The following is a 20810-nucleotide window of genomic DNA, read 5'->3' on the forward strand; positions in this document are numbered from 1 at the left end:
GGATCGCCCGACTCAGCTGCCGGCTTCGGCCCGGGAGCCGTAACCGCTGGTCGCGTATCCCCCGGAGCCGTTGCGGCTGCCGTCGGCCGGCGCGGCCGACCCACGGCCCTCCAGGTCCCGCAGCTGCGACTCCAGGTAGGTCTTGAGTCGCGTGCGGTACTCGCGCTCGAAGGTGCGCAGCTCGTCGATCTTCTTCTCGAGGCCGGTCTTCTGCTGCTCGATGAGGGTGATCGTCTCGTTGTGCTTGCGCTGCGCGTCCCGCTCGAGGGTCGACGCCTTGTCCCGCGCCTGCCGCTCGAGCGTCTCCGCGCGGGTCCGCGCGTCGTTCAGCATCGTCTCGGCCCGGCTGCGGGCCTCGTTGACCATGCTGTCGGCCTTCGTGCGGGCCTCCGAGAGGAGCTGCTCGGACTTCGTCCGCGCGTCGGACAGCATGCCGTCCGCCTCGGACTTCGCCTCGGCGGTGAGCCGGTCCGCCATCTCCTGTGCGAGTCCGAGGACCTTGGCGGCCTGGACGTGGTGGTCGCCGTTGCCGCCCATCGCCGCGGCGTCCCCGCCGTAGGGCGGCGGGACGATCCCCGAGGCCTGTTGGGTCTGCGGCGGCTGCTGCGGCACCGGCATGGGCTGCTGCACCGTGCGCGGGGCGTCCTCGACGGGACGCTGCTGCTGGTGCGGGGCGACCATCGTGGTCTGGGCGGCCGACGGCGGCGGGGCCTGTGAGGCCGAGGACTGGGCCTGGGCGGCCTTCGTCCGGGCGTCGTCGAGGTCGGAGTGCGCGCTCGACAGCTGCTGCTCGAGCTGCTCGACCTGCTCGCGCAGGTCGTTGTTCTCCTCGATCAGACGCCCCAGCTCGGCCTCCACGAGGTCGAGGAAGGCATCGACCTCGTCCTCGTTGTAGCCCCTTTTGCCGATCGGCGGCTTGCTGAACGCGACGTTGTGGACGTCGGCAGGGGTCAGCGGCATCGGATCTCCTCAAGCACTCCTCGGCTGCGGAACCCCAGGTACCTCGGGCTCTTCGAGCTCCGCGACACGCAGAGTATGACCTCTGCGAGCAGGTGAACCATAGTGGACGGGTCCAGTGGTGCGCTGCTCACGACGCCCGATCGGTGACTCAGCGCCACGAAGGACCGGTCGACCACCCACACGCGTACCTCGCGACACGCCGGAGAGCGATCGGCCGGACGGGGAGGAACCACTCACCGCCGCCCACGGGCGGTGACACCCGTACTTCTCCTTCTCCACGCCGCGTCCGCAGCTCGACCGGACGCTCACCGCGGCTGTTCGACCACCCACCGCAATCAGCCCCGAAGGTCTTGTCGGCTCTCAGATTCGGCTCAGGGAGCAGTGGAGAAGGACTTCTCGGCGAGCTTGCGGCGGTCGGACGCGGAGACCTCGACGTTGGGCGGTGAGAGAAGGAACACGCGGTTGGTGACCTTCTCGATCGACCCCCGCAGCGCGAAGGCGAGACCGGCCGCGAAGTCGACGAGCCGCTTCGCCGCGGCGTCGTCCATCTCGGTGAGGTTCATGATCACCGGAATGCCGTCCCGGTAGCGCTCGCCGATCACCCGCGCCTCGTTGTAGCTGGTGGGCTGCAGCGTCGTGATCTCCGGGACGGCGGGGGTGTCGGGCACCGCTGCCACGTCCGCGGCGGGGCGCCGCGCCGGCTCCTCGAGGGCGAGGGCCGCCGCGCCCGACGCGCCGAGCGCCCCGGACAGCGAGGACCCCGAGGAGCCGGACCCGACCGACGTCAGCGTCCCCGAGCGGCTGCGCGAGGTGTGGTTGGGACCGGTGTTGTGCTCCCACGCGCGGCCCCTCGAGCGGACGGACACGTCGGCCTCCTCGTCGCGGTCGCCGGACCCGGTCCGGTCGTGGTCCGCCCCGGAACGGACCTCGGGCTCGGGGTCGCGGGGCTTGGGGGTGTGCGGGGTGCGGGCGGGCTCGCGGCGCTCGTGGGGGTCGAGCTCGAAGCGCCCGGAGTCGGCGCGGTCCGACCGGTCCGACCGGTCCGACCGGTCCGCGTCGTGGCGGTCGGCGTCGAACCGGTCGTACCGGGAGGACGCGTAGCGGTCCTCGTGGTCGTCGTCCCGGTCCGAGCGGTCGGAGCGGTCGGCCCCGTACCGGTCCGACCCGTAGCGACCCACGCCGTAGCGGTCGGACCCGTACCGGTCCGAGCCGTGGCGCGCGTCGTCGTAGCGGGACGCGGAGTGCGCGTCGCCGCCGTAGGTGTCGTAGCGGTCGAGGCGCGACCGGCGGGCGTAGCGGTCGTCGCGGCGGTCCTCGTCGTACCGGTCGGCGTCGGGGTAGTCGCCGTACCCGTCGTAGGAGTCCAGCTCGTCCGCGGGCACCATGCCGAAGTAGGCCTTCACGCGGTGCAGTGCGGTCATGGCAGCCCTCTCCCCTTCACGTCGACCGTCCGTGCGATGTCCACGGCACCCCGACGTACCGGGGAATTGCATCCGTGTCATTCACTCACACGGAACGCTAGCTACCGGGCGCCGAGGAGAGCCGTACCGACACGCACACACGTGGAACCGTGCTCGATCGCGGCCTCGAGATCCCCCGACATGCCTGCTGAGAGCGTCGTGGCACCGGGGTGCGCTGCGACGACCCGCCCCGCGAGCTCGGCAAACGTGGCGAAGGCCTCCGCGGGATCGGCGTGCTGCGGGGCCACGGTCATCACGCCGTCGAGTGAGAGGTGCTCGCTCTGTGCGACACGGTCCGCGAGGGCCGGGACATCGGCGATCGAGGCGCCGCCGCGGCCGGGGGCGTCGTCGAGACTCACCTGGACCAGGACCGCGAGCGGCCCGGAGCGCTCCCCCGCGTCGCGGGCGTTCCCCGCCGCGCGGTCGAGGGCGTCGACGAGGCGCTCCGAGTCCACCGAGTCCACCGCGTGGGCCCAGCGCGCGAGGTGGCGGGCCTTGTTGCGCTGCAGCCGGCCGACGATCCGCCAGCGCACCGCGGCCCCGGGACGCAGCCGGGCGAGCTCGTCGGCCTTCGCCGCGCCCTCCTGCTCCTTGTTCTCCCCGAACTCGGCGAGCCCGAGGTCGACGAGGTGGGCGACGTCGGAGGCGGGCCAGGTCTTGGTGACCGCGAGCAGCGACACCTCGGCGGGATCGCGCCCGGCCGCGCGGGCGGCCGCGTCGATGCGGGCGCGGACCTCCTCGAGCGAGCGGGACAGGGCGGCCCGGCGATCCTCGGGGTCCCGGGGCACGTCGGCCGCGCTCACCGCCGCCCGGCCGTGTCGTACTCCCACCACGTGACCCCGGCGAAGCGTCCGGTCGGCCGGGTGCGGCGGTGGCTGAAGAGCTGGTCGTCCTCGAGGGTGCACCGGGCGTCGGCGTCGATCTTGGGGACGCCCAGGCCCTCGAGCTGGACGACGAGTCCGGCGTGCAGGTCGAGCGACGGCGTCCCGACGCGGGTGGTGCCCGCGCTGCCGGGCAGCACGGCGTCGACCTCGTCGCGCATCTGGGCGGGGACCTCGTAGCACCGGCCACAGACGCTCGGGCCGAGCAGCACCTCGATCCGGTCGCGCTCGGCGCCGAGCCCCTCCATGACGCCGAGCGTGCGCGGCAGGACCCCGGCGGCCGCCCCGGTCCGCCCGGCGTGGGCGGCGGCGACCACCCCGGCCTCGGGGTCGGCGAGCAGCACCGGGACGCAGTCCGCGACGACGACGGCGAGCGCCTGGCGCGGCCGGTCGGTCACCAGGGCGTCGGCCGTGGGGACCTCCTGCTGGGGGCCCTCGACGACGGCGACGTCGGTCCCGTGCACCTGGTTCATCCACGCCACCCGGGACGGGTCGAGCCCGATCCCGCGCGCGAGGCGGTCGCGGTTGGCGGCGACAGCCGCGGGCTCGTCGCCCACGTGGTCACCCAGGTTGAACGAGTCGTACGGGGGCCGCGACCGGCCGCCCGCACGAGTGGTCAGCACACGACGGACCCGCACGCCACCATCATCCAGGCCCGCTCAGCGCATGAAGGAGGGGACGTCGACGTCGTCCTCGTCGCCCCGGGTCCTGGCGGCCGGGGCCGTCGTCGTGCCCTCGGACCCGGCGTCGGGGGCCGAGGTGTCCGACGGACCCTCCGACGCGGGCGCCGACGCGGCCGCCTCCTCCCGCGAGACGGCGGGCGTGGTCGGCATCGTCGGGGCGGCGGCCACCGCCGGCGGGATCGCCGGCTCCGGCGCCCGCGGGGGCTGGCGGACCTGGCCCGCCTGCGCCGAGGCGGTGGCCGAGGACGGCCGGCCCGGACCGCCGGGGCCCGCGGAGCCCCCGCCGAGCATCTCGCCCGGGAGCTTCTTGTGCGTGGGCGAGCCCGAGTCGAAGCCCGCCGCGATGACGGTGACACGGACCTCGTCGCCGAGGGAGTCGTCGATGACCGTCCCGAAGATGATGTTCGCGTCGGGGTGGGCGGCCTCCTGGACCAGCGAGGCGGCCTCGTTGATCTCGAACAGCCCGAGGTCGGAGCCGCCGGCGATCGAGAGCAGCACGCCGTACGCGCCGTCCATCGACGCCTCGAGCAGCGGCGAGTTGATGGCCTTGCCCGCCGCCTCGACGCTGCGGCCGTCACCGCGCGCGGAGCCGATGCCCATCAGCGCGCTGCCCGCCCCGGACATGACGCTCTTGACGTCGGCGAAGTCCAGGTTGATCAGACCGGGCGTGGTGATCAGATCGGTGATGCCCTGGACACCGGAGAGGAGCACCTCGTCGGCCGACCGGAAGGCGTCCATCAGCGAGAGCGACACGTCGCCGAGCTGCAGCAGCCGGTCGTTCGGGATGACGATGAGCGTGTCGCACTCGTTGCGCAGCTCGGTGATGCCGTTCTCGGCCTGGGTGGCGCGTCGCTTGCCCTCGAAGGAGAAGGGCCGGGTGACGACGCCGATCGTCAGCGCGCCGAGCTTGCGGGCGATGCTCGCGACGACCGGCGCACCGCCGGTGCCGGTGCCGCCGCCCTCGCCCGCCGTCACGAAGACCATGTCGGCCCCCTTGAGGACCTCCTCGATCTCCTCGGCGTGGTCCTCGGCCGCACGGCGGCCCACGTCGGGGGCCGCGCCGGCGCCGAGCCCGCGGGTGAGCTCGCGGCCGACGTCGAGCTTGACGTCGGCGTCGGACATCAGCAGGGCCTGGGCGTCGGTGTTCACCGCGATGAACTCGACGCCCTTCAGACCGACCTCGATCATGCGGTTGACGGCGTTGACGCCGCCGCCACCGATGCCGACGACCTTGATCACGGCCAGGTAGTTGTGCGGGGGCGTCATGGAACCGCCTTTCACCACGGGAGCGCTCGGGAGCGACACCGGCCCGACACGCGCACGAACCCTCAACCTTCGACCTCGAGTGGAGGTCTATGCTTCGGGGCCGCCCCGCCGGCGTCGGGCGCGACCGTAGGCAGCCGACGCGCGCCTTTTCCAGCAGGCGCGCCGGGCGTGTCACGGTCGGCCTCACCCGTTCGCCGAACTCTCGATCCCAGGTCGAGAGTTCGGGGCCTTCGTCCTGGCGCGAGGGGAACCCTCGTGCGACTAGATCGACCGAATGCTCCCCTCGCGGGCGCGGCGGTCGTGCGGCAGAGGGATGCTCGGGTCTCGGAGACGCAGGGCGCCTCGCCGCGAGGGGCACAGGACGCAGGTCCAGCCGCCGCTCGGGCTGCCCCACGTACCCCTGATCACGGAGGCAGTCCGGCGCCTGCCCGCCGAAGGGCCCTCGCCCGGGTGTCCGGGCGATGGGCCCCTCGGTCGGGGACGGCCTCGGGTCAGCCGGCCACGGAGGCGTAGGAGTCGCCGAGGCGGGCGTCGGAGAGCTCGTAGGTCGCGGTCTGCCCGATGCTCGTGTCGCGGTAGAGCCCGAGCTTCCAATAGCTGTAGTCGCCGGAGTAGAGCGTGCCGGCCGGCGGGTGGAAGCCGGTGACCTTCTGCTGGCCGTCCACCCACGCGTCGACGAGCCCGACGGAGCTCTTGGACGAGAACTTCACGTGCAGCACGAGCGTCGTGACCTTCCCGACGACGGCGGGCGCGATCGTCTTGTCGAAGTTCTTCGACCCGCCCGGCGCGTCGGCGCCGCCGGAGAGGATGAAGTTCCCCTTCCCGATCCGCAGTTCCAGCGGCGGGCTCCCCTCGCCCTCGTTCTTGAACTGCGTGATGAGCTGCCAGGTGTTCGTGTCGATCGGGAAGTCGGGCGCGAGCCGCACGGTCATGCGGATGTAGCGGTCCTGGCCCTCGGTGAAGTTGTCGACGTTCGGCTCGATCTCGGCGCGCTTGGCCCCGCCCGGCATCGTGAACTTCAGGGCCTTCTGCCCCGGCAGGTCGGTGGCCGGGACGACCGTGGGCTGCTTGGCGCCCACGAAGTTCCACGGCGTGTCCTTGAACATGCCGAGGGCCTGCCCGGTGATGTCGGAGTCCCACAGGGCCTTGGGCGCGGCCGCGGCCGGCGCGGCGGGCTTCGTCGTGCTGGGCTTCGTCGCGCCGGGCTTCGTCGTGCCGGGCTTCGTCGTCGAGGGCTTCGTCGTGCCGGTGCCGGCGTCCGGCGACGTCGTCGGGACCGTGGTCACCGTCGTCGACGGGGAGCCCTCCTCGGGCGCGGACAGGATCGAGAGCCCCCCGACGCCGGGCACGGCCACCTGTGCGGCCGGGGTGTGCGACGGCGAGGGCGCCGCCGCGGTCGACTGGGGCGGCGTCGGGGCCGGCGGCGGCGCCGCGGTCGTGCTCGGTGCGACCGGCGCCGTGGCCGGGGACGGCGCGGTGGAGGTGCTCGAGGTCGTCAGCCACAGCCGCTGGACCGCCGGGCTCACCGCCCCCGACCCGCCGGTCAGCACGATCCGGGCCTGGACCTGGGTGGTCGTGGCCGGCAGGACGGTGCGGGCCCCGCCCTTCGTCGGGATCCAGCGGCTCCACGCGCCCGTCGGGAGGATGCCGCGGACGTCGACGCGGGCCGAGGTGCCGGGCGGGAGGTCGGCAGTGAGGTCGGCGGTGATCGCGTTCGCGGGGGCCGCGGGCCGCCGCGGGGCGAGGACCATGACGCCCTCGGAGCGCTTCCGCTCGGTGGACGGGGTCACGAGGCGGACCGCGCCGTCGGCGAGGCGCACGTTGACGTCGTCGCCGCCGGAGACCGACAGCTCGGCGCCCCAGCTCTCGCCGGTGGGCACGGCGGTGGCCGACGCGGCGAGCCCGACGATGCCCGCCAGGAGCACGCCGGCCCCCGCGAGCAGCGCGGCCCGCCGCCGGCGGCGGGCGCGGCGGGGGTCCGGCGGCGGCAGCGGGCGTGCCCCGGCGCCGGCGTGGGGCGAGAGCGGGCGCGGCGCGAGCGGCTCGTGGCGGGCCGGCCCCCGGCGGCCCGAATCCCGGCGGCTCGGAGTGGCCGTCACGGTGGCCCGCGCGGCGGCGGTCACCTCGACGGTGGGGGTCTCGGAGAACAGGTCGTCGACGAGGTCAGCAGGACGCGACACGGGGAGCCTCCACACCGGCGGCGGGGACGTACTGGGCCGGGCCGATCCGCAGCCAGCTGCTGCTCGTGCCCTGGGTGCCGGAGCGCAGCTGCCCGGCGGCGGTGCACTGGACGGCCACGCGCGCCCCGCCCGCGACGGCGCCCACGGCCGACGAGGCGTCGCTGGGGGCGGACCGGACGACGAGGGTGGGCGCGCCGGTGGGCTTCGCCAGGCCGGACGGGCCGGTGGCGGTCCAGAGGTAGGTGACGGTGACCCAGCTGTTGTCCTTCAGCGCGAGGTCGTCGTAGAAGGTGCCGTCGGCGAGGTCGATCCCGGCCGGGTTGGCCACGGTGCGGCCGAAGCCGTCCTTGCCGCCGTTGTAGCGCGACTGGAACGCGGCCTGGGCCTGGGGGGTGCCCTGCGGGAGGTCCTTCCAGGTCTGGCGGGTGGCGGCGGGGTTCCAGTAGTCGTCGGTGGTGTTCCACGGCCCGACGTCCCACACCGGCGACCAGGCGCAGCGGCCGTTCGGGGCGCAGACCTTGACGGTGTAGTCGCCGGTGTCCCGGGGCGAGAGGCCGCGGCGCGAGGGCAGCGCGACGAAGTGGTCCCGGTTGACGATCACGTGGCCGTTGGCGGTGGTGCCGCCCACCAGGCCCTCGCGCGTGGCGAACACGCGGCTGCTCACCGCGGGGGTCGCCAGCGGGGCCGGGGCGGCGGTCCCGGGCGCGGCGGGGATGGGCAGCGTCGTCGGCGCGGCGGGGACGGCCGCGCGGGTGCGGTCGGCGGAGAGCCACAGGCGCTGCAGCGCCGGGCCGGCGCCGTGGTCGCCCGCGACGAGGGTGGCGCGGACCTGGACCTGGGTGGTCGCCTCGGGCAGCACGGCCGGGCCGCCGGGGGCCGCGGTGACCCAGCCGCTCCACGTCCCGTCGGACCGCAGCCCGCGGACGTCGACGGTCACCTGGGCGCCGGGCGGGACGTCGGCGGTGACGTCGGCGCTGACCCGGTCCACCGGGCTCGGCATCCGCCGCGGGGCCAGGAGCAGCTCGCCCTCGGCCAGTGGCGAGCGGGCGCTCTGGGCGCGCACGGTGGCACCGGCGAGGCGGACGGCCCCGCCGGCGGCCACGACGTTCGCGTCGTCGCCCCCCTCGACGGCGAGCTCGGCGATCCACGTGTCCCCCGGCACCGCCGCGCGCGCCGGGGCGGCCGCGGCCGGGGACAGCAGCGCGAGCACCGCGAGTCCCGCGGCGAGCGCCGCCCCGAGAGCGGTCCGGGTCGTCCCCCCGCCACGCGGTGGCCGGCCCGCGAGCCCACGGTCGCGGCCCGCCCGCGCGGTCGTCTCGGTCATCGTCCTCTCCTCCGCCGTCCCCGGGTCCGGCGCGACCCCGAACGCCGCGCGCCCCGGACCTGGGACGCCGCAGAGTTGACGCTCCGTGACACAGCTGGGTCAAGAGCGACAGGAGGTGTGCGCGTGAGTGATAGCCAGCCGGGTGACACCCGTCGTCGCAGGTCGGAGCACCCTCGACGTCGCCCGTCCGGGTCGGGGGAAGATCCCGTCCGGGTGGCTCGGCGGGCGCGGAGCACGCTCCGCGACGGGCTCGGTCACGGAGAATGGTGACGATGCGTGACCAGAACGGGGAGGGCGGCCCCGGCCCCGTCGCGGCGTGCGCCCGCCACCCCCTCTCACGTGTCCTTCACCTCAGCACCGGCCGGCCGGACGGTACGGAGCGACCGGTGACGGGGTAGCCCGCGAGCCCCGACCCCGACGACGAGGAGGGCCGCATGACCCCGATCCCCGACTTCGACCACCTCCCGCTGCCCGCGGTGGCCCAGCGCATCCGGTCGCTGGACCTCGCCGGGCTCGACGAGCTGATCGAGCACGAGCAGGCCCACGGCGACCGCCTGCCGGTCCTCGAGGTGCTGCGCACCCGGCGTCAGGAGCTCGAGGACGGCGCCACGCCCTCCGGCGGCGACCAGGACGACGTGCACCCCGAGACCGGCGGGACGGCGCACGGCTCGCCCGTCGACCCGTCCGGGGCCGCCGAGTCCGGCCCGCCGGACCGCCACGGGCTGCGCCAGGTCACCTGGGGCGGCTGAGGCCCCGCCGGGACACACCGCCCAGGACACACGCCGCTCAGGACACACGCCGCTCAGGACACCACGGGCAGGTCCGGGGTCGAGACGTCGTAGGTCGACCCGGGCCGGCCCAGCAGCGGACCGAGGACGGCGGCCTTGCGCGCGTCGTCCGCGTCCGCGCCCCAGCGCACGGTCCGGCCGCCGTCGAGGGTGAAGGACACGTCGTAGGGGCTCGCGGCGCGCAGCTCGAGCACCTTGCTCCGCAGGTCGGCCGGCAGCGCGGCGAGCACGCGGACCGCGGCCACCGTCGTCGGGTCCGACGGTGACGGCGCGAGGCCCGGCCCCAGGACGAGCCGCGGGATCCCCGTCGGCGGGGCGGGCATCGTGCGGTAGGCGAACCCGGTGGCGTCCACGAGCGCCACCCCGGTCCCCATCGGCACCGCGGCCACGGGCTCCCGCTCGGTGACCGTCACCGTCACGGTGTGCGGCAGCGACCGGCGCACGTCCACCGTCGCGACCCGCGGGATCGTCTGGACCCGCGCGTCCAGCGCCGACGTGTCGAGCCAGAGCAGCGAGGTGTCCGGGGCCACCCGCGTGGCGTCGCGCACCGCCGGCAGCGTCTCGGGCGAGGTGCCGGCGATCTCGACGTCGGTCACGTCGAACACCGACGAGAAGCCGAGGAGCCAGACGAGCCCGGCCACCACGCCCGCCGTCACCACCCCGGCGATCCCGCGGCGCAGGACCGTCCGACGGCGGGCGGCGCGGGCCTCGAGGGCCGCGTGGTCGCGGGGACCGCGGTCGCGCGGCGGACGGTTCGACGGCCGCCGACGGGCCCGCTCCGCACCGCGTCGCTCGGTGGCGCCCCGGGAACCGCGCCCGGCCGTGCCGCGCGTGCTCCGCGACGCCCCGCCCTGACCGGAGCGCTCCGGCACCTCCCGACCGCCGCGTCGGGACCCGGACGCCGACCCCGTCGGGGAACGACGCGGAGTGGCGGGCAGGCCGCTCAGCTCCCCGAGCGGCCGGCGCCGACGGCGTCGGGCCGGGCGGGGGCCTCGCGGCGCTCGAGCTCGGCGAGCACCTCGGGGCCGAGCACCGTGACGTCCCCGGCACCCATGGTGATCACCAGGTCGCCGGGCCGGGCGAGGTCGGCGAGCAGGCTCGGCACCGAGGCCCAGGAGGGCTCGTAGTGCACGTGGTCGGGCGGCAGGTCGATCCGGTCCGCGATGAGCTTCCCGTTGACGCCGGGCTCGGGCTGCTCGCGGGCGCCGTAGACGTCGAGCACGACGACCTCGTCGGCCAGCGAGAGCGCCTCACCGAACTGCGCGGCGAAGTCGCGGGTGCGGGAGTAGAGGTGCGGCTGGAAGGCCACCAGCAGCCGGCCCCGCTCCCCCAGCACCGGCCGGGCCGCGCGCAGCTGCGCGGCGACCTTGGTGGGGGCGTGGGCGTAGTCGTCGTACACCCGCACCCCGGCGGCCTGGCCCCGCAGCTCGAACCGGCGGCGGACCCCGGTGAACGACGAGAGCCCGGCGAGCAGCCGCGACAGCGGCGCGCCGAGGTCGAGGCCGGCGAGCAGCGCGGCGCACGCGTTGAGCGCCTGGTGCTCCCCCGCGACCCCCAGCCGCACGTGGTGCTCGGAAGCCCCCACCCGCAGGTGCACCAGCCCGGTGGAGGCCTCGGCGCGGTAGTCGAGCACCTGGACGTCGTCGGGACCGGTCGCGGCCCGGCCGTAGCGGCGGACGCGGATCCCGGCGGCCTCGGCGCGGTCGCCCAGCGCCGCGGAGCCCGCGTCGTCCGCGCACACGACGAGGCACCCACCCGGCTCGATGCGCGCGGCGAACGCGTCGAACACCGCCACGTAGGCCTCGACGGTGCCGTGGTGGTCGAGGTGGTCCGGCTCGACGTTCGTGACGATCGCGACCGCCGGCGAGTAGGCGAGGAACGAGCCGTCGCTCTCGTCGGCCTCGGCGACGAAGACGTCCCCGTGGCCGTGGTGGGCGCTGGAGCCGGACGCGAGGAGGTCACCGCCGATCATGAACGACGGGTCGGCGCCGCACGCCTGCAGCGCGACGACCAGCATCGACGTCGTCGAGGTCTTCCCGGCGCTGCCCGAGACGCAGGCGGCGCGGTGGTCGGCCATCAGCTCGGCGAGCACGGCCGAGCGGTGCAGCACCGGGATGCCGCGGGCGGCCGCCTCGAGCAGCTCCGGGTTGTCCGGGTCGGCCTGGTGGACGGCCTTGGTGGTGACGAGCGCGGTGGGGCCGCCCGGGAGCAGGTCGAGGTTGGACGCGTCGTGCCCGACGGCGACCTCCGCGCCGAGCGTGCGCAGCGCGAGCACCGCGCGGGAGTCCTTGGCGTCGGAGCCGGACACCATCGCGCCCCGGGCGAGCAGGATGCGCGCGATCCCGCTCATCGCCGCGCCGCCGGCGCCGATGAAGTGCACCCGCGACAGCAGCCGCGGCAGCTCCGGGATCACCGCCTGCTCACCGGGCTCGATGGTCGAGCTCCGCTTCGCTGCGTCTCCGGGCTCGATGGTCGAGCTCCGCTTCGCTGCGTCTCCGGGCTGGCTCCCCGCCCGCTGCTCCTCCTGCTGTTCCTGCTCGCTCACCGCTCGTTCCCCTCGTGCCGCACCACGTCCCCCATGGTGCCCCCCGCCTCGCCGGCGCCGTCCACCACGTCCAGCACCATGCGCGCCAGTGTCTCGTCCGCGTCGGCGTGGCCGGTCCGGCGGGCCGCCGCGCTCATCGCCGAGAGCCGCTCGCCGCTGGTGAGCAGCGGCACGACGAGCTCGACGACCTTCCCGGGCGTGAGGTCGGCGTCGTCCACGAGCTCCCCGCCGCCGTGCTCGACCACCGGCAGCGCGTTGAGCCGCTGCTCGCCGTTGCCGTGCGGCAGCGGCACGTACACCGCGGGCAGCCCGACCGCGGACACCTCGGCGACCGTCATCGCCCCGGCCCGGCAGATCGCGACGTCGGCGGCGGCGTAGGCGAGGTCCATCCGCTCCAGGTAGGGCACCGTCACGTACGGCGGCGCGCCGGGCACCGATTCGACCTCGACGGTGTTCTTGGGCCCGTGCGCGTGCAGCACCCCGATCCCGGCCCGGCCGAGCTCGCCCGCCGCCCCGGCCACCGCCTCGTTCAGCGAGCGCGCGCCCTGGGAGCCGCCGAAGACCAGCACCGTCGGGGCGTGCGGGTCGAGGCCGAAGTGGGCGCGGGCCTTGGCCCGCAGCGCGCCCCGGTCCAGCGTCGTGATCGCGCGGCGCAGCGGCATCCCGATCACCGGGCCGTCCAGGCCGCTGCCCGGCACCGCGGCGGCGACCGCGGCCGCGTGGCGCGCGCCGACCTTGTTCGCGAGCCCGGCGCTGGCGTTGGCCTCGTGCACCACCACCGGTAGCCGGGTCCCCGGCAGCCACGTGGCGAGGTAGGCGGGCAGCGCGACGTAGCCGCCGAACCCGACGACGACGTCCGCGTCGACCCGGCGCAGCACCTGCCGGGTCCGCCGGACCGAGCGCAGCACCCGCCACGGGAGCGCCGCGAGGTCCTTCGACGGCTTGCGGGGCAGCGGCACCGGCGGCACGAGCTCGAGCGCGTAGCCCCGCTTCGGCACGAGCGTCGTCTCCAGCCCGCGCTCGGTGCCCAGGGCGGTCACCCGCGCGTCGGGCCGGAGCCGGCGGACCGCGTCGGCCAGCGCGAGCGCCGGCTCGATGTGGCCCGCCGTGCCGCCGCCGGCGACGACGACGGACAGCGGTTGGGTGGCGCGGGGCCGGTCGGGCACGCGGTGCCTCCTCGGTCGGGTCAGGCGGTGCGGGCGCGGGCCCGCACGGGTTCGGGTGGTGGCAGGCGCAGGGCCCGCGCGAGGCGGCCCTGGCCCTGGGTGCGCAGCACCGCCGCCGCGTCGGACTCGTGCCGGGCGAAGTTCGCCAGCAGGCCGCCGGAGAACAGCGCGAGCGCGAGCGAGGTGCCCCCGGAGGACACCAGGGGCAGCGGGATGCCCGTCACGGGGAGCAGGCCCACGACGTAGCCGATGTTGATCGCCGCCTGCACGACGAGCCACACCGTGAGGGTCCCCGCGACGACGCGGATCCACGGGTCGACCGAGCGCGCGGCGATGCGCAGCCCGGTGTAGGCCAGCGTCACGAACAGCGCGATCACCGCGGCCGCGCCGAGGAAGCCGAGCTCCTCGCCGATGATCGCGAAGATGAAGTCGTTGTCCGCGTTGGGCAGGTAGCTCCACTTCGAGCGGCCCTGCCCGAGACCCTGCCCGAACAGCCCGCCGTCGGCGAGGGAGTACAGCGCCTGGCGGGCCTGGTAGGCGGGCCCGAGCGGGTCGGCGCCCGACGGGTCGAGGAACGCCGCGATCCGGCTCTGCCGGTAGGAGGCGACCACGCCGAGCACCACGGCCCCGATGACGCCCGCCGTCGCCAGCAGCGCGAGCAGCCCGAGCGGGGCGCACGCGAACCACAGCAGGCCCGCGACGACGACGGCGAGCGAGATCGTCGTGCCCAGGTCGGGCTGCGCGACGACGAGGGTGAGGATCAGCAGCGCGACCGGGACCACCGGCAGCAGCGCCTGGCGCCAGCGCCGGGGCGCGGGCCGGTGGCGCACCAGCACGTGCGCACCCCACAGCGCGAGCGCGACCTTGGTGATCTCCGAGGGCTGCAGCGACACCCCGGCGACGCGGAACCAGGACCGCGAACCGTTGACCTCCGCGCCGAGCCCCGGCACGAGGACCAGGACGAGCAGCACGAGGCAGCCGGCGAGCAGCCACGGGCTGGCCGCCCGCCAGCGCCGCGGCGGCACCCGCAGACCGAGCCAGAACAGCACCGCGCCGAGCGCCGCGAACAGCAGCTGGCGGAAGAACACCCCGTACGACGAGCCACCGGCCGCGTAGGCGTTGACCGACGACGCCGAGAGCACCATCACCAGGCCCAGCGCGGTGAGCAGCCCGAACACCGCGAGCACCAGGTGCAGCGAGGTCAGCGGCCGGGACAGCCACTGCTGCAGCGTCGCGCCGACCGCCCGCACCCGTGGCGGGGCGGTCATGCCGGGGCGCCGGGGTCGGAGGCGGGCTCGGGGAGCCCCGCCACCCGCTGCGCGGCGGCCGCGAACGCGTCCCCCCGCGCGGCGTAGTCGCGGAACATGTCCATCGACGCCGCCGCCGGCGCCAGCAGCACCACGTCGCCGGGGCGGGCCATCGACGCGGCCGCGGCCGCCGCACGACCCATGGGATCCGGATCCATCGGGCCATCGTCACCCGCGCCGACGTCGACGACGGGCACCTCCGGGGCGTGTCGGGCCAGGGCGTCGAGGATCGCGCCCCGGTCGACCCCGAGCACCACCACCCCCGCCAGCCGGCCCCGGTGGGCGATCACCAGGTCGTCGACGTGGGCGCCCTTGAGGATGCCGCCCGCGAGCCACACCACGCGGTCGTGCGCGGCCAGCGACGCGGCGGCGGCGTGGGGGTTGGTCGCCTTGGAGTCGTCGAGCCAGCGCACGCCGTTCGCCTCGGCGACGACGGCGCCGCGGTGTGCGCCCGGCGCGTAGGCCCGCAGGCCCGCCGCGACGGCCGCGGCCGGCACGCCGTGCGCCCGGGCGAGGGCGGCCGCGGCGAGCGCGTTGGCCTCCCCCGGCGGCCCGGCCGGGGCCACGTCGCCGAGGGTGGCGAGCACGGTGCCGCGCCGGTCGCCCTCGTCGGGGAAGGCCCGGTCGAGCAGGAGCCCCTCGTCGCGGCGCAGCCCCACCTCCCCCGGGCTCGGCTCGCCGCGGGTGAACCCGACGCGGCGCGGGGCGGGCGCGTCGCGCAGCAGGCCGGCGGCGCGCTCGTCGTCGAGACCCGCGATCGCGATCTCGCCCCGCAGCACCCGCGCCTTCGCCGCGGCGTAGGCGGCCATCGACCCGTGCCAGTCGAGGTGGTCGTCCGCGACGTTGAGCACCGCGCCCGCGTGGGGCGCCACCGAGGGCGACCACTCCAGCTGGAAGCTGGAGAGCTCGACGGCGAGCACCCGGTGCCCGGCCCGCAGCGCGTCGACGATCGGGAGCCCGATGTTCCCGCAGGCCACCGCGTCCTCGCCGGCGGCGAGCAGGATCGCCTCGAGCATGCCCGTCGTCGTGGTCTTGCCGTTGGTGCCGGTGACGGCGAGCCAGCGCGGGGGCCCGTCGGGGCAGACCGCGGGGTCGTGCCCCAGCCGCCACGCCAGCTCGGGCTCGCCGATCATCTCGACGCCGGCCGCCAGCGCGGCCCGCGCGAGCGGCGAGTCGGGCCGGAAGCCGGGGCTGGTGACGACGAGGCCGGTGCCCTCGGGCAGCGAGGCGAGGTCGGTGGTCAGCGCGGTCTTGCGGTCGGCGAGCGACGCGAGCTGCTCCGGGTCGGCGTCGGCGATGGTCACCGTCGCGCCGAGCTCGAGCAGGACGTCGACCACCGAGGCGCCGGTGCGCCGCGCGCCGGCGACCAGCACGTGGGTGCCGGTCCAGGCCGTGGGGTGCGCTGTGCCGTCCATGCCTCAGCCGCCCGACGCGGCGAGCCACTCGCTGTAGAACAGGCCGAGGCCCAGCGCGCAGCAGATGGCCGCGAGCAGCCAGAAGCGGATGATGACGGTCGTCTCCGCCCAGCCGGCGAGCTCGAAGTGGTGGTGGAAGGGCGCCATCCGGAACAGCCGCCGTCGGGTGGTCCGGAACACCGCGACCTGCAGCACGACCGAGAGCGCCTCGACGACGAACACCCCGCCGAGCACGACGAGCAGCAGCTCGGTGCGGGTGACCATCGCGAGCCCGGCGAACAGGCCGCCGAGGGCGAGCGAGCCGGTGTCGCCCATGAAGATGCGGGCGGGCGCGGCGTTCCACCACAGGAACCCGATGCAGGCGCCCATGCCCGCGGCCGCGACGAGGGTGATGTCGAGGGGGTCGCGGACCTGGTAGCAGCCGGCCGCGATGCTGGTCGCGCAGGAGTTGCGGAACTGCCAGAACGAGACGATCAGGTAGGTCGCGAGCACCATCGCCGAGATGCCCGCGGCGAGCCCGTCGAGCCCGTCGGTGAGGTTCACCGCGTTCGAGGCCGCGGTGACGATGAGGTAGCAGAACAGGATGAACCCGATGCTGCCGAAGCCGACGACGGCGATGTCGCGGACGAACGAGAGGTTCGTCGACGCCGGCGTGAGGCCCTGCGAGTCGGCGAACTGCAGCGCGAGCGCCGCGAAGATCACCGCGGTGACCAGCTGGCCGATCAGCTTCGCGGTCTTGTTGAGCCCCAGGTTGCGCTGCCGCCGGATCTTGATGAAGTCGTCGAGGAACCCGACGATGCCCAGCGAGGTCATGAGCAGCAGCACCAGCAGCCCGGAGACCGAGATCGACACGTCGACCGCGAGGTGCGAGACGAGGTAGCCGATCCAGATCGCGGCGAGGATCGCGACCCCGCCCATCGTCGGGGTGCCGCGCTTGCCCTGGTGGCTCTGCGGGCCCTCCTCGCGGATCTCCTGGCCGAAGCCCTGCTTGATGAACAGCCGGATCACGTACGGCGTCAGCAGGATCGACACCGCGAGCGCGATCCCGGCCGCGACGAGGACGCCCTTCACGACGCGCCACCCCCCGCGAGGAGCGCCTCGGCCACCGTCTCCAGCCCGGCCGAGCGGCTGGCCTTGACCAGCACGACGTCGCCGGGGCCGGCGTGGACCGCCGCGACCGCGGCGGCGGCGTCGGGGACGAGGTCGGAGGCGAGCCCGGCGTCGCGGGCCGCCTCGTGCACCCCGCGCGCGCCCTCGCCGACGACGACGAGCCGGTGCAGGCCCGTGCTCGCCGCCAGGCGGCCGAGCTCGGCGTGCGCCGCCTCGGCGTCGGGGCCGAGCTCGGCCATCATCCCGAGGACGGCCGTGTGGCGTCCCTCCATGGCCGCGAGGGTGGCGAGGGCGGCGCGCATCGACTCCGGGTTCGCGTTGTAGGCGTCGTTGAGGACCGTGAGGCCGTCCGCGCGCTCGCCGACCTCCATGCGCCAGCGGCTGCGCGGCTCGGCCTGGCCGAGGGCCTCGGCGACCTGCGCGACCGACAGGCCGGTGGTCTCCAGGGCGATGGCCGCGGCCACCAGGGCGTTGTCGACCTGGTGGCTGCCGCGCAGGCGCAGGGCCACGTCGGCCTCGCCGCGCGCCGTGACGAGCCGGAACCGGGCGCGGCCGTCGCCGCCGAGGGACTCGTCGACGGCGCGGACGTGGGCCGCCGGCGCCCGGCCGGCGTGCACGACGCGGGCCGCGGTCCGGTCGGCCATGGCGGCGACCACCGGGTCGTCGGCGCCGAGCACGGCGACCCCGCCCCGGCCGGCCGGTGGGAGCGCCTCGACCAGCTCGCCCTTGGCGGCCGCGATCGCCTCCCGGGACCCGAACTCGCCCAGGTGCGCGGACCCGACGTTGAGCACAGCCCCGACCCGGGGCGGCGCCACGCGGCAGAGCGCGGCGATGTGGCCGGGCCCGCGCGCGGAGAGCTCGCAGACCAGGTGGCGGGTCGCGGCGTCGGCGCGCAGCGCCGTCCAGGGGTGGCCGAGCTCGTTGTTGAAGCTGCCGGGCGGGGCGACCGTGGGCCCGTCGCGCTCGAGCAGCGCGGCGACGAGGTCCTTGGTCGAGGTCTTGCCCGACGAGCCGGTGATGCCGACGACCGACAGCCCGGTCCGCGCGACCAGGGTGTCCACCACGTGGCGGGCGAGCGCCTGCAGCGCGGCCAGCACGGCGGCGCCGGAGCCGTCGTGGTCGGCCTCGAGCACGTAGGAGCCGCGGGCGCCCTCGGGGGTCGCGGCCGTCGGCACGAGCACCGCGGGGGCCTCGACCTCGCGGGCGGCCAGCACCCCGGCCGCGCCCTGGGCGGCCGCGGCGGCGGCGAAGCCGTGGCCGTCCGCCCGTTCGCCGGGCAGCGCGACGAAGAGCCCGCCGGGACCGACGGCACGGCTGTCGAACTCGACCGTGCCGGTGATGCGCTCGTCCCCGGTCGCCCGGTGCAGCCGCCCGCCGACGAGGCGGGCCAGCTCGGCGAGGGTCAGATCGATCACGCAGGGTCCTCTCGCGGGGCGCGGTCGTGCAGGGCGGCGGTGAGCTCCTCGACGTCGGAGAAGGGCAGCACCTCGGCGCCCACCTTCTGGCCGGGCTCGTGGCCCTTGCCGGCGACCACGACGACGTCGCCCGGCCGGGCGGCGGCGACGGCGGCCCGGATCGCGGCCCGGCGGTCGCCCTCCTCCGCCACGATCGCACGGGCCCGCTCGGAGGCCCGCGCCCCGTCCAGCATCGCGGCCCGGATCGCCGCCGGGTCCTCGGTGCGCGGGTTGTCGTCGGTGATCCAGACCAGGTCCGAGAGCTCGGCCGCCAGGGCGCCCATGACCGGGCGCTTCTCGCGGTCGCGGTCGCCGCCGCACCCCAGCACCGTCAGGACCCGCCCGGGCCCGTCGCTCCGGGCGCCCCGGGAGCCCTGCTCGCGCAGCGTCGTCAGCAGCGCCTCGACCGCGGCCGGCTTGTGGGCGTAGTCGACCACGGCCAGGAACGGCTGCCCGGCGTCCACCCGCTGCATCCGCCCCGGCACCGTGACCTGCGCGAACCCCGACGCGAGCCGGGCCGGGTCGAGTCCCGCGGCCTGCCCGCAGGCCAGCGCGACGAGGGCGTTGGCGACGTTGAACGACCCGGGCAGGCGCAGCGTCACCGGGAGCTCGGCGGCGCCGGGGCCGAGCGCGGTGAAGGTCTGGGTGCCGTCGGGGTGGGCCGTGACGGCGGTGGCGGTCCAGGCGGCGTCGCGGCCCGCGGCGCTCACCGTGGTGGGCGCGTCGAGGTCGTCGGCCAGGCGCCGGCCCCAGGCGTCGTCCACGCACACGACGTGGGCCGCGGCCCGGCCGTCGAAGAGGCGCCGTTTGGCGGCGAAGTAGTCCTCCATCGTCGGGTGGAAGTCCAGGTGCTCGGCCGAGAGGTTGGTGAAGGCGCCGACCGCGTAGGCGGTGCCGTCGACCCGGCCCTGCGCGAGCGCGTGGCTCGAGACCTCCATCGCGGCGTGGGTGACCCCCTCCTCGACCATCGCGGCCAGGAGGGCCTGCAGGTCGGGCGCCTCGGGGGTGGTGAAAGCGCTCGGGACGTGGCGGCCCCGCATGCGGGTCTCGACGGTGCCGATCAGGCCCGTCGTCGCGCCCGCCGCCGCCAGCGCCGCCTCGAGCAGGTACACCGTCGTGGTCTTGCCGCTGGTGCCGGTGACGCCGAGCAGGGCGAGCCGCCGCGACGGGTCGCCGAAGACGAGCGCGGACGCCGGACCGAGCGCCTCCCGCGGGTGCGGGTGGACCAGCACCGGGACGTCGGTGGCGGCGAGCGCGGGGCGGGCGGCGCCCTCGGGGTCGGTGAGCACCGCGGCGGCCCCGCGGGCGAGCGCCCGGTCGGCGAAGTCGGCGCCGTGGGCGCGGGCCCCGCCGAGGGCGGCGAAGAGCTCGCCGGGTGCGATCTCGTGGGCGCGCAGCCCGGCCCCGGTGACGGTGACCGCGGGGTCCCCGTGCAGGTCGGGGGCGGTGCCGGTGGCCTCGGCGATCCGGGCGGCGAGCGCCGCCACCGGGGTCGGCGCGACGTGGCGCGGGCGGATCACGTCAGGGCCCGGAGGGACGTCGTCCCCGGAGGGCTCCACGGCGGTCCGACTCGGCGCGGGCACGGGCGGAAGGCTACTCACCGTCCCGCGTGGTCCGGTCCGCGCCCTCCGCGCCGACGCCGGTCCTCCCGGCCCCGGACAGGGCGCGCGCGTGGGTGGCGACGGCGGCCCCGGTGCGCGCGGCATCGCCGGTCGCGAGCAGGTCGATGAGGGCACCGCGCAGCACCGCGAGCACCAGCGTCCGTTCGGCCGCCCCGGCGCGCGTGCCGACGACCGACGAGGGCTGGTGCGCGGCCAGCAGCAGGTCCCAGTCGGTGACGGTCTCCCGGGCGAACCCACCCCACGGGCCGGGCTCACCGGTCACCGACCGGCTGTAGGCCTCCAGCCAGAGGCGCAGCAGCGGGCGGTGCTCCTCGGCGGCGAGCCAGCGCCAGACGCGCTCGACGACCGTGCCGAGCCCGGCGTCGTCGGGAAGGTCCTCGAGCACCCGCAACTGGTCGGCCCGCGAGCGGCCCAGCAGCGCCCGCACCAGGCCGTCCTTGCTGCCGAAGAGGTAGAGCAGCACCCGCGGGCTGGAGCCGATCGCCTCGGCCAGCGGGCGCAGCGACATGTCCGAGAGGCCGTGGGCGAGCACCCACCCGTACGCGGCCTCGAGCAGTTCCCGCCGGCGGGCGGAGCCTTCGTCGATCCCCGTGGGTGTCGGGGATGTCGAGGATTCGGTCGCCGTCACGTCCGACAGTGTGCTTTACTG

General features: G+C 76.0%; 16 protein-coding genes and 1 pseudogene. 1 reads left to right on the top strand and 16 read right to left on the bottom strand.

Going from position 1 to position 20810, the window contains the following annotated elements; all coding sequences use genetic code 11:
• Positions 1-12 precede the first annotated feature (12 nt).
• The 7 genes and pseudogenes from HH311_RS26375 to HH311_RS26410 form a co-directional block, all read right to left on the bottom strand.
• Positions 13-960, bottom strand: coding sequence for a DivIVA domain-containing protein (locus HH311_RS26375; protein ID WP_169186693.1), 948 nt, complete (start codon positions 958-960; stop codon positions 13-15).
• Between the two features lie 371 nt (positions 961-1331).
• Positions 1332-1604, bottom strand: a pseudogene (locus HH311_RS26380) (cell division protein SepF); the annotation flags it as partial.
• A gap of 878 nt (positions 1605-2482) precedes the next feature.
• On the bottom strand, positions 2483-3208 hold the full coding sequence (locus HH311_RS26390; protein ID WP_169186755.1) for a YggS family pyridoxal phosphate-dependent enzyme: 726 nt from the start codon (positions 3206-3208) through the stop codon (positions 2483-2485).
• 11 nt (positions 3209-3219) lie between these two features.
• On the bottom strand, positions 3220-3939 hold the full coding sequence (gene pgeF / locus HH311_RS26395) for a peptidoglycan editing factor PgeF (RefSeq protein WP_169186694.1): 720 nt from the start codon (positions 3937-3939) through the stop codon (positions 3220-3222).
• Between the two features lie 21 nt (positions 3940-3960).
• Complete coding sequence (gene ftsZ / locus HH311_RS26400; protein ID WP_169186695.1) at positions 3961-5250, bottom strand: cell division protein FtsZ; 1290 nt, start codon at positions 5248-5250, stop codon at positions 3961-3963.
• A 491-nt stretch (positions 5251-5741) separates the two neighbouring features.
• Positions 5742-7430 (bottom strand): polysaccharide lyase, encoded by a 1689-nt coding sequence (locus HH311_RS33600; RefSeq protein WP_169186696.1) that lies wholly within the window; start codon positions 7428-7430, stop codon positions 5742-5744.
• Positions 7414-8754, bottom strand: a complete 1341-nt coding sequence (locus HH311_RS26410; protein ID WP_248304238.1) for a hypothetical protein — start codon at positions 8752-8754, stop codon at positions 7414-7416. Before HH311_RS26410 ends, HH311_RS33600 begins: the two co-directional genes overlap by 17 nt.
• Before the next feature lie 434 nt (positions 8755-9188).
• Between HH311_RS26410 and HH311_RS26415 the strand changes: the two genes are divergently transcribed.
• Positions 9189-9503 (top strand): hypothetical protein, encoded by a 315-nt coding sequence (locus HH311_RS26415; protein ID WP_169186697.1) that lies wholly within the window; start codon positions 9189-9191, stop codon positions 9501-9503.
• 53 nt (positions 9504-9556) lie between these two features.
• Here HH311_RS26415 and HH311_RS32260 read toward each other — a convergent pair whose 3' ends face one another.
• The 9 genes from HH311_RS32260 to HH311_RS26460 form a co-directional block, all read right to left on the bottom strand.
• Positions 9557-10414, bottom strand: coding sequence for an FtsQ-type POTRA domain-containing protein (locus HH311_RS32260; protein ID WP_169186698.1), 858 nt, complete (start codon positions 10412-10414; stop codon positions 9557-9559).
• Between the two features lie 71 nt (positions 10415-10485).
• Entirely contained in the window at positions 10486-11892 is a 1407-nt protein-coding gene (murC, locus tag HH311_RS26425; protein ID WP_248304249.1) for a UDP-N-acetylmuramate--L-alanine ligase, read from the bottom strand.
• A 191-nt stretch (positions 11893-12083) separates the two neighbouring features.
• The gene (gene murG, locus HH311_RS26430; RefSeq protein WP_312030422.1) at positions 12084-13253 is read right to left on the bottom strand and encodes an undecaprenyldiphospho-muramoylpentapeptide beta-N-acetylglucosaminyltransferase; all 1170 of its coding nucleotides are present in this window, start codon (positions 13251-13253) and stop codon (positions 12084-12086) included.
• Positions 13254-13273: 20 nt separating this feature from the next.
• Complete coding sequence (gene ftsW, locus HH311_RS26435; RefSeq protein ID WP_169186699.1) at positions 13274-14521, bottom strand: putative lipid II flippase FtsW; 1248 nt, start codon at positions 14519-14521, stop codon at positions 13274-13276.
• A complete protein-coding gene (murD, locus tag HH311_RS26440; protein ID WP_169186700.1) occupies positions 14518-15975 on the bottom strand; it encodes a UDP-N-acetylmuramoyl-L-alanine--D-glutamate ligase in 1458 nt (485 codons plus the stop codon). Before murD ends, ftsW begins: the two co-directional genes overlap by 4 nt.
• 3 nt (positions 15976-15978) lie before the next feature.
• Entirely contained in the window at positions 15979-17046 is a 1068-nt protein-coding gene (mraY, locus tag HH311_RS26445) for a phospho-N-acetylmuramoyl-pentapeptide-transferase (protein WP_169186701.1), read from the bottom strand.
• On the bottom strand, positions 17043-18500 hold the full coding sequence (gene murF / locus HH311_RS26450; protein WP_169186702.1) for a UDP-N-acetylmuramoyl-tripeptide--D-alanyl-D-alanine ligase: 1458 nt from the start codon (positions 18498-18500) through the stop codon (positions 17043-17045). The genes mraY and murF overlap by 4 nt, the downstream gene beginning before the upstream one ends.
• On the bottom strand, positions 18497-20098 hold the full coding sequence (locus HH311_RS26455; protein ID WP_312030430.1) for a UDP-N-acetylmuramoyl-L-alanyl-D-glutamate--2,6-diaminopimelate ligase: 1602 nt from the start codon (positions 20096-20098) through the stop codon (positions 18497-18499). Before HH311_RS26455 ends, murF begins: the two co-directional genes overlap by 4 nt.
• Before the next feature lie 34 nt (positions 20099-20132).
• Positions 20133-20789 (bottom strand): TetR family transcriptional regulator, encoded by a 657-nt coding sequence (locus HH311_RS26460; protein WP_312030423.1) that lies wholly within the window; start codon positions 20787-20789, stop codon positions 20133-20135.
• Positions 20790-20810 lie beyond the last annotated feature (21 nt).

Origin of the sequence: Actinomycetospora sp. TBRC 11914 (genome assembly GCF_012933465.1) — a bacterium.
GTDB lineage: Bacteria > Actinomycetota > Actinomycetes > Mycobacteriales > Pseudonocardiaceae > Actinomycetospora.

Coding starts and splice junctions, on each gene's coding strand:
- HH311_RS26410 (WP_248304238.1), bottom strand. CDS start 8,754: ATGACCGAGACGACCGCGCGGGCGGGCCGCGACCGTGGGCTCGCGGGC.
- ftsZ (WP_169186695.1), bottom strand. CDS start 5,250: ATGACGCCCCCGCACAACTACCTGGCCGTGATCAAGGTCGTCGGCATC.
- ftsW (WP_169186699.1), bottom strand. CDS start 14,521: ATGACCGCCCCGCCACGGGTGCGGGCGGTCGGCGCGACGCTGCAGCAG.
- HH311_RS26415 (WP_169186697.1), top strand. CDS start 9,189: ATGACCCCGATCCCCGACTTCGACCACCTCCCGCTGCCCGCGGTGGCC.
- HH311_RS26375 (WP_169186693.1), bottom strand. CDS start 960: ATGCCGCTGACCCCTGCCGACGTCCACAACGTCGCGTTCAGCAAGCCG.
- murD (WP_169186700.1), bottom strand. CDS start 15,975: ATGGACGGCACAGCGCACCCCACGGCCTGGACCGGCACCCACGTGCTG.
- murC (WP_248304249.1), bottom strand. CDS start 11,892: ATGAGCGGGATCGCGCGCATCCTGCTCGCCCGGGGCGCGATGGTGTCC.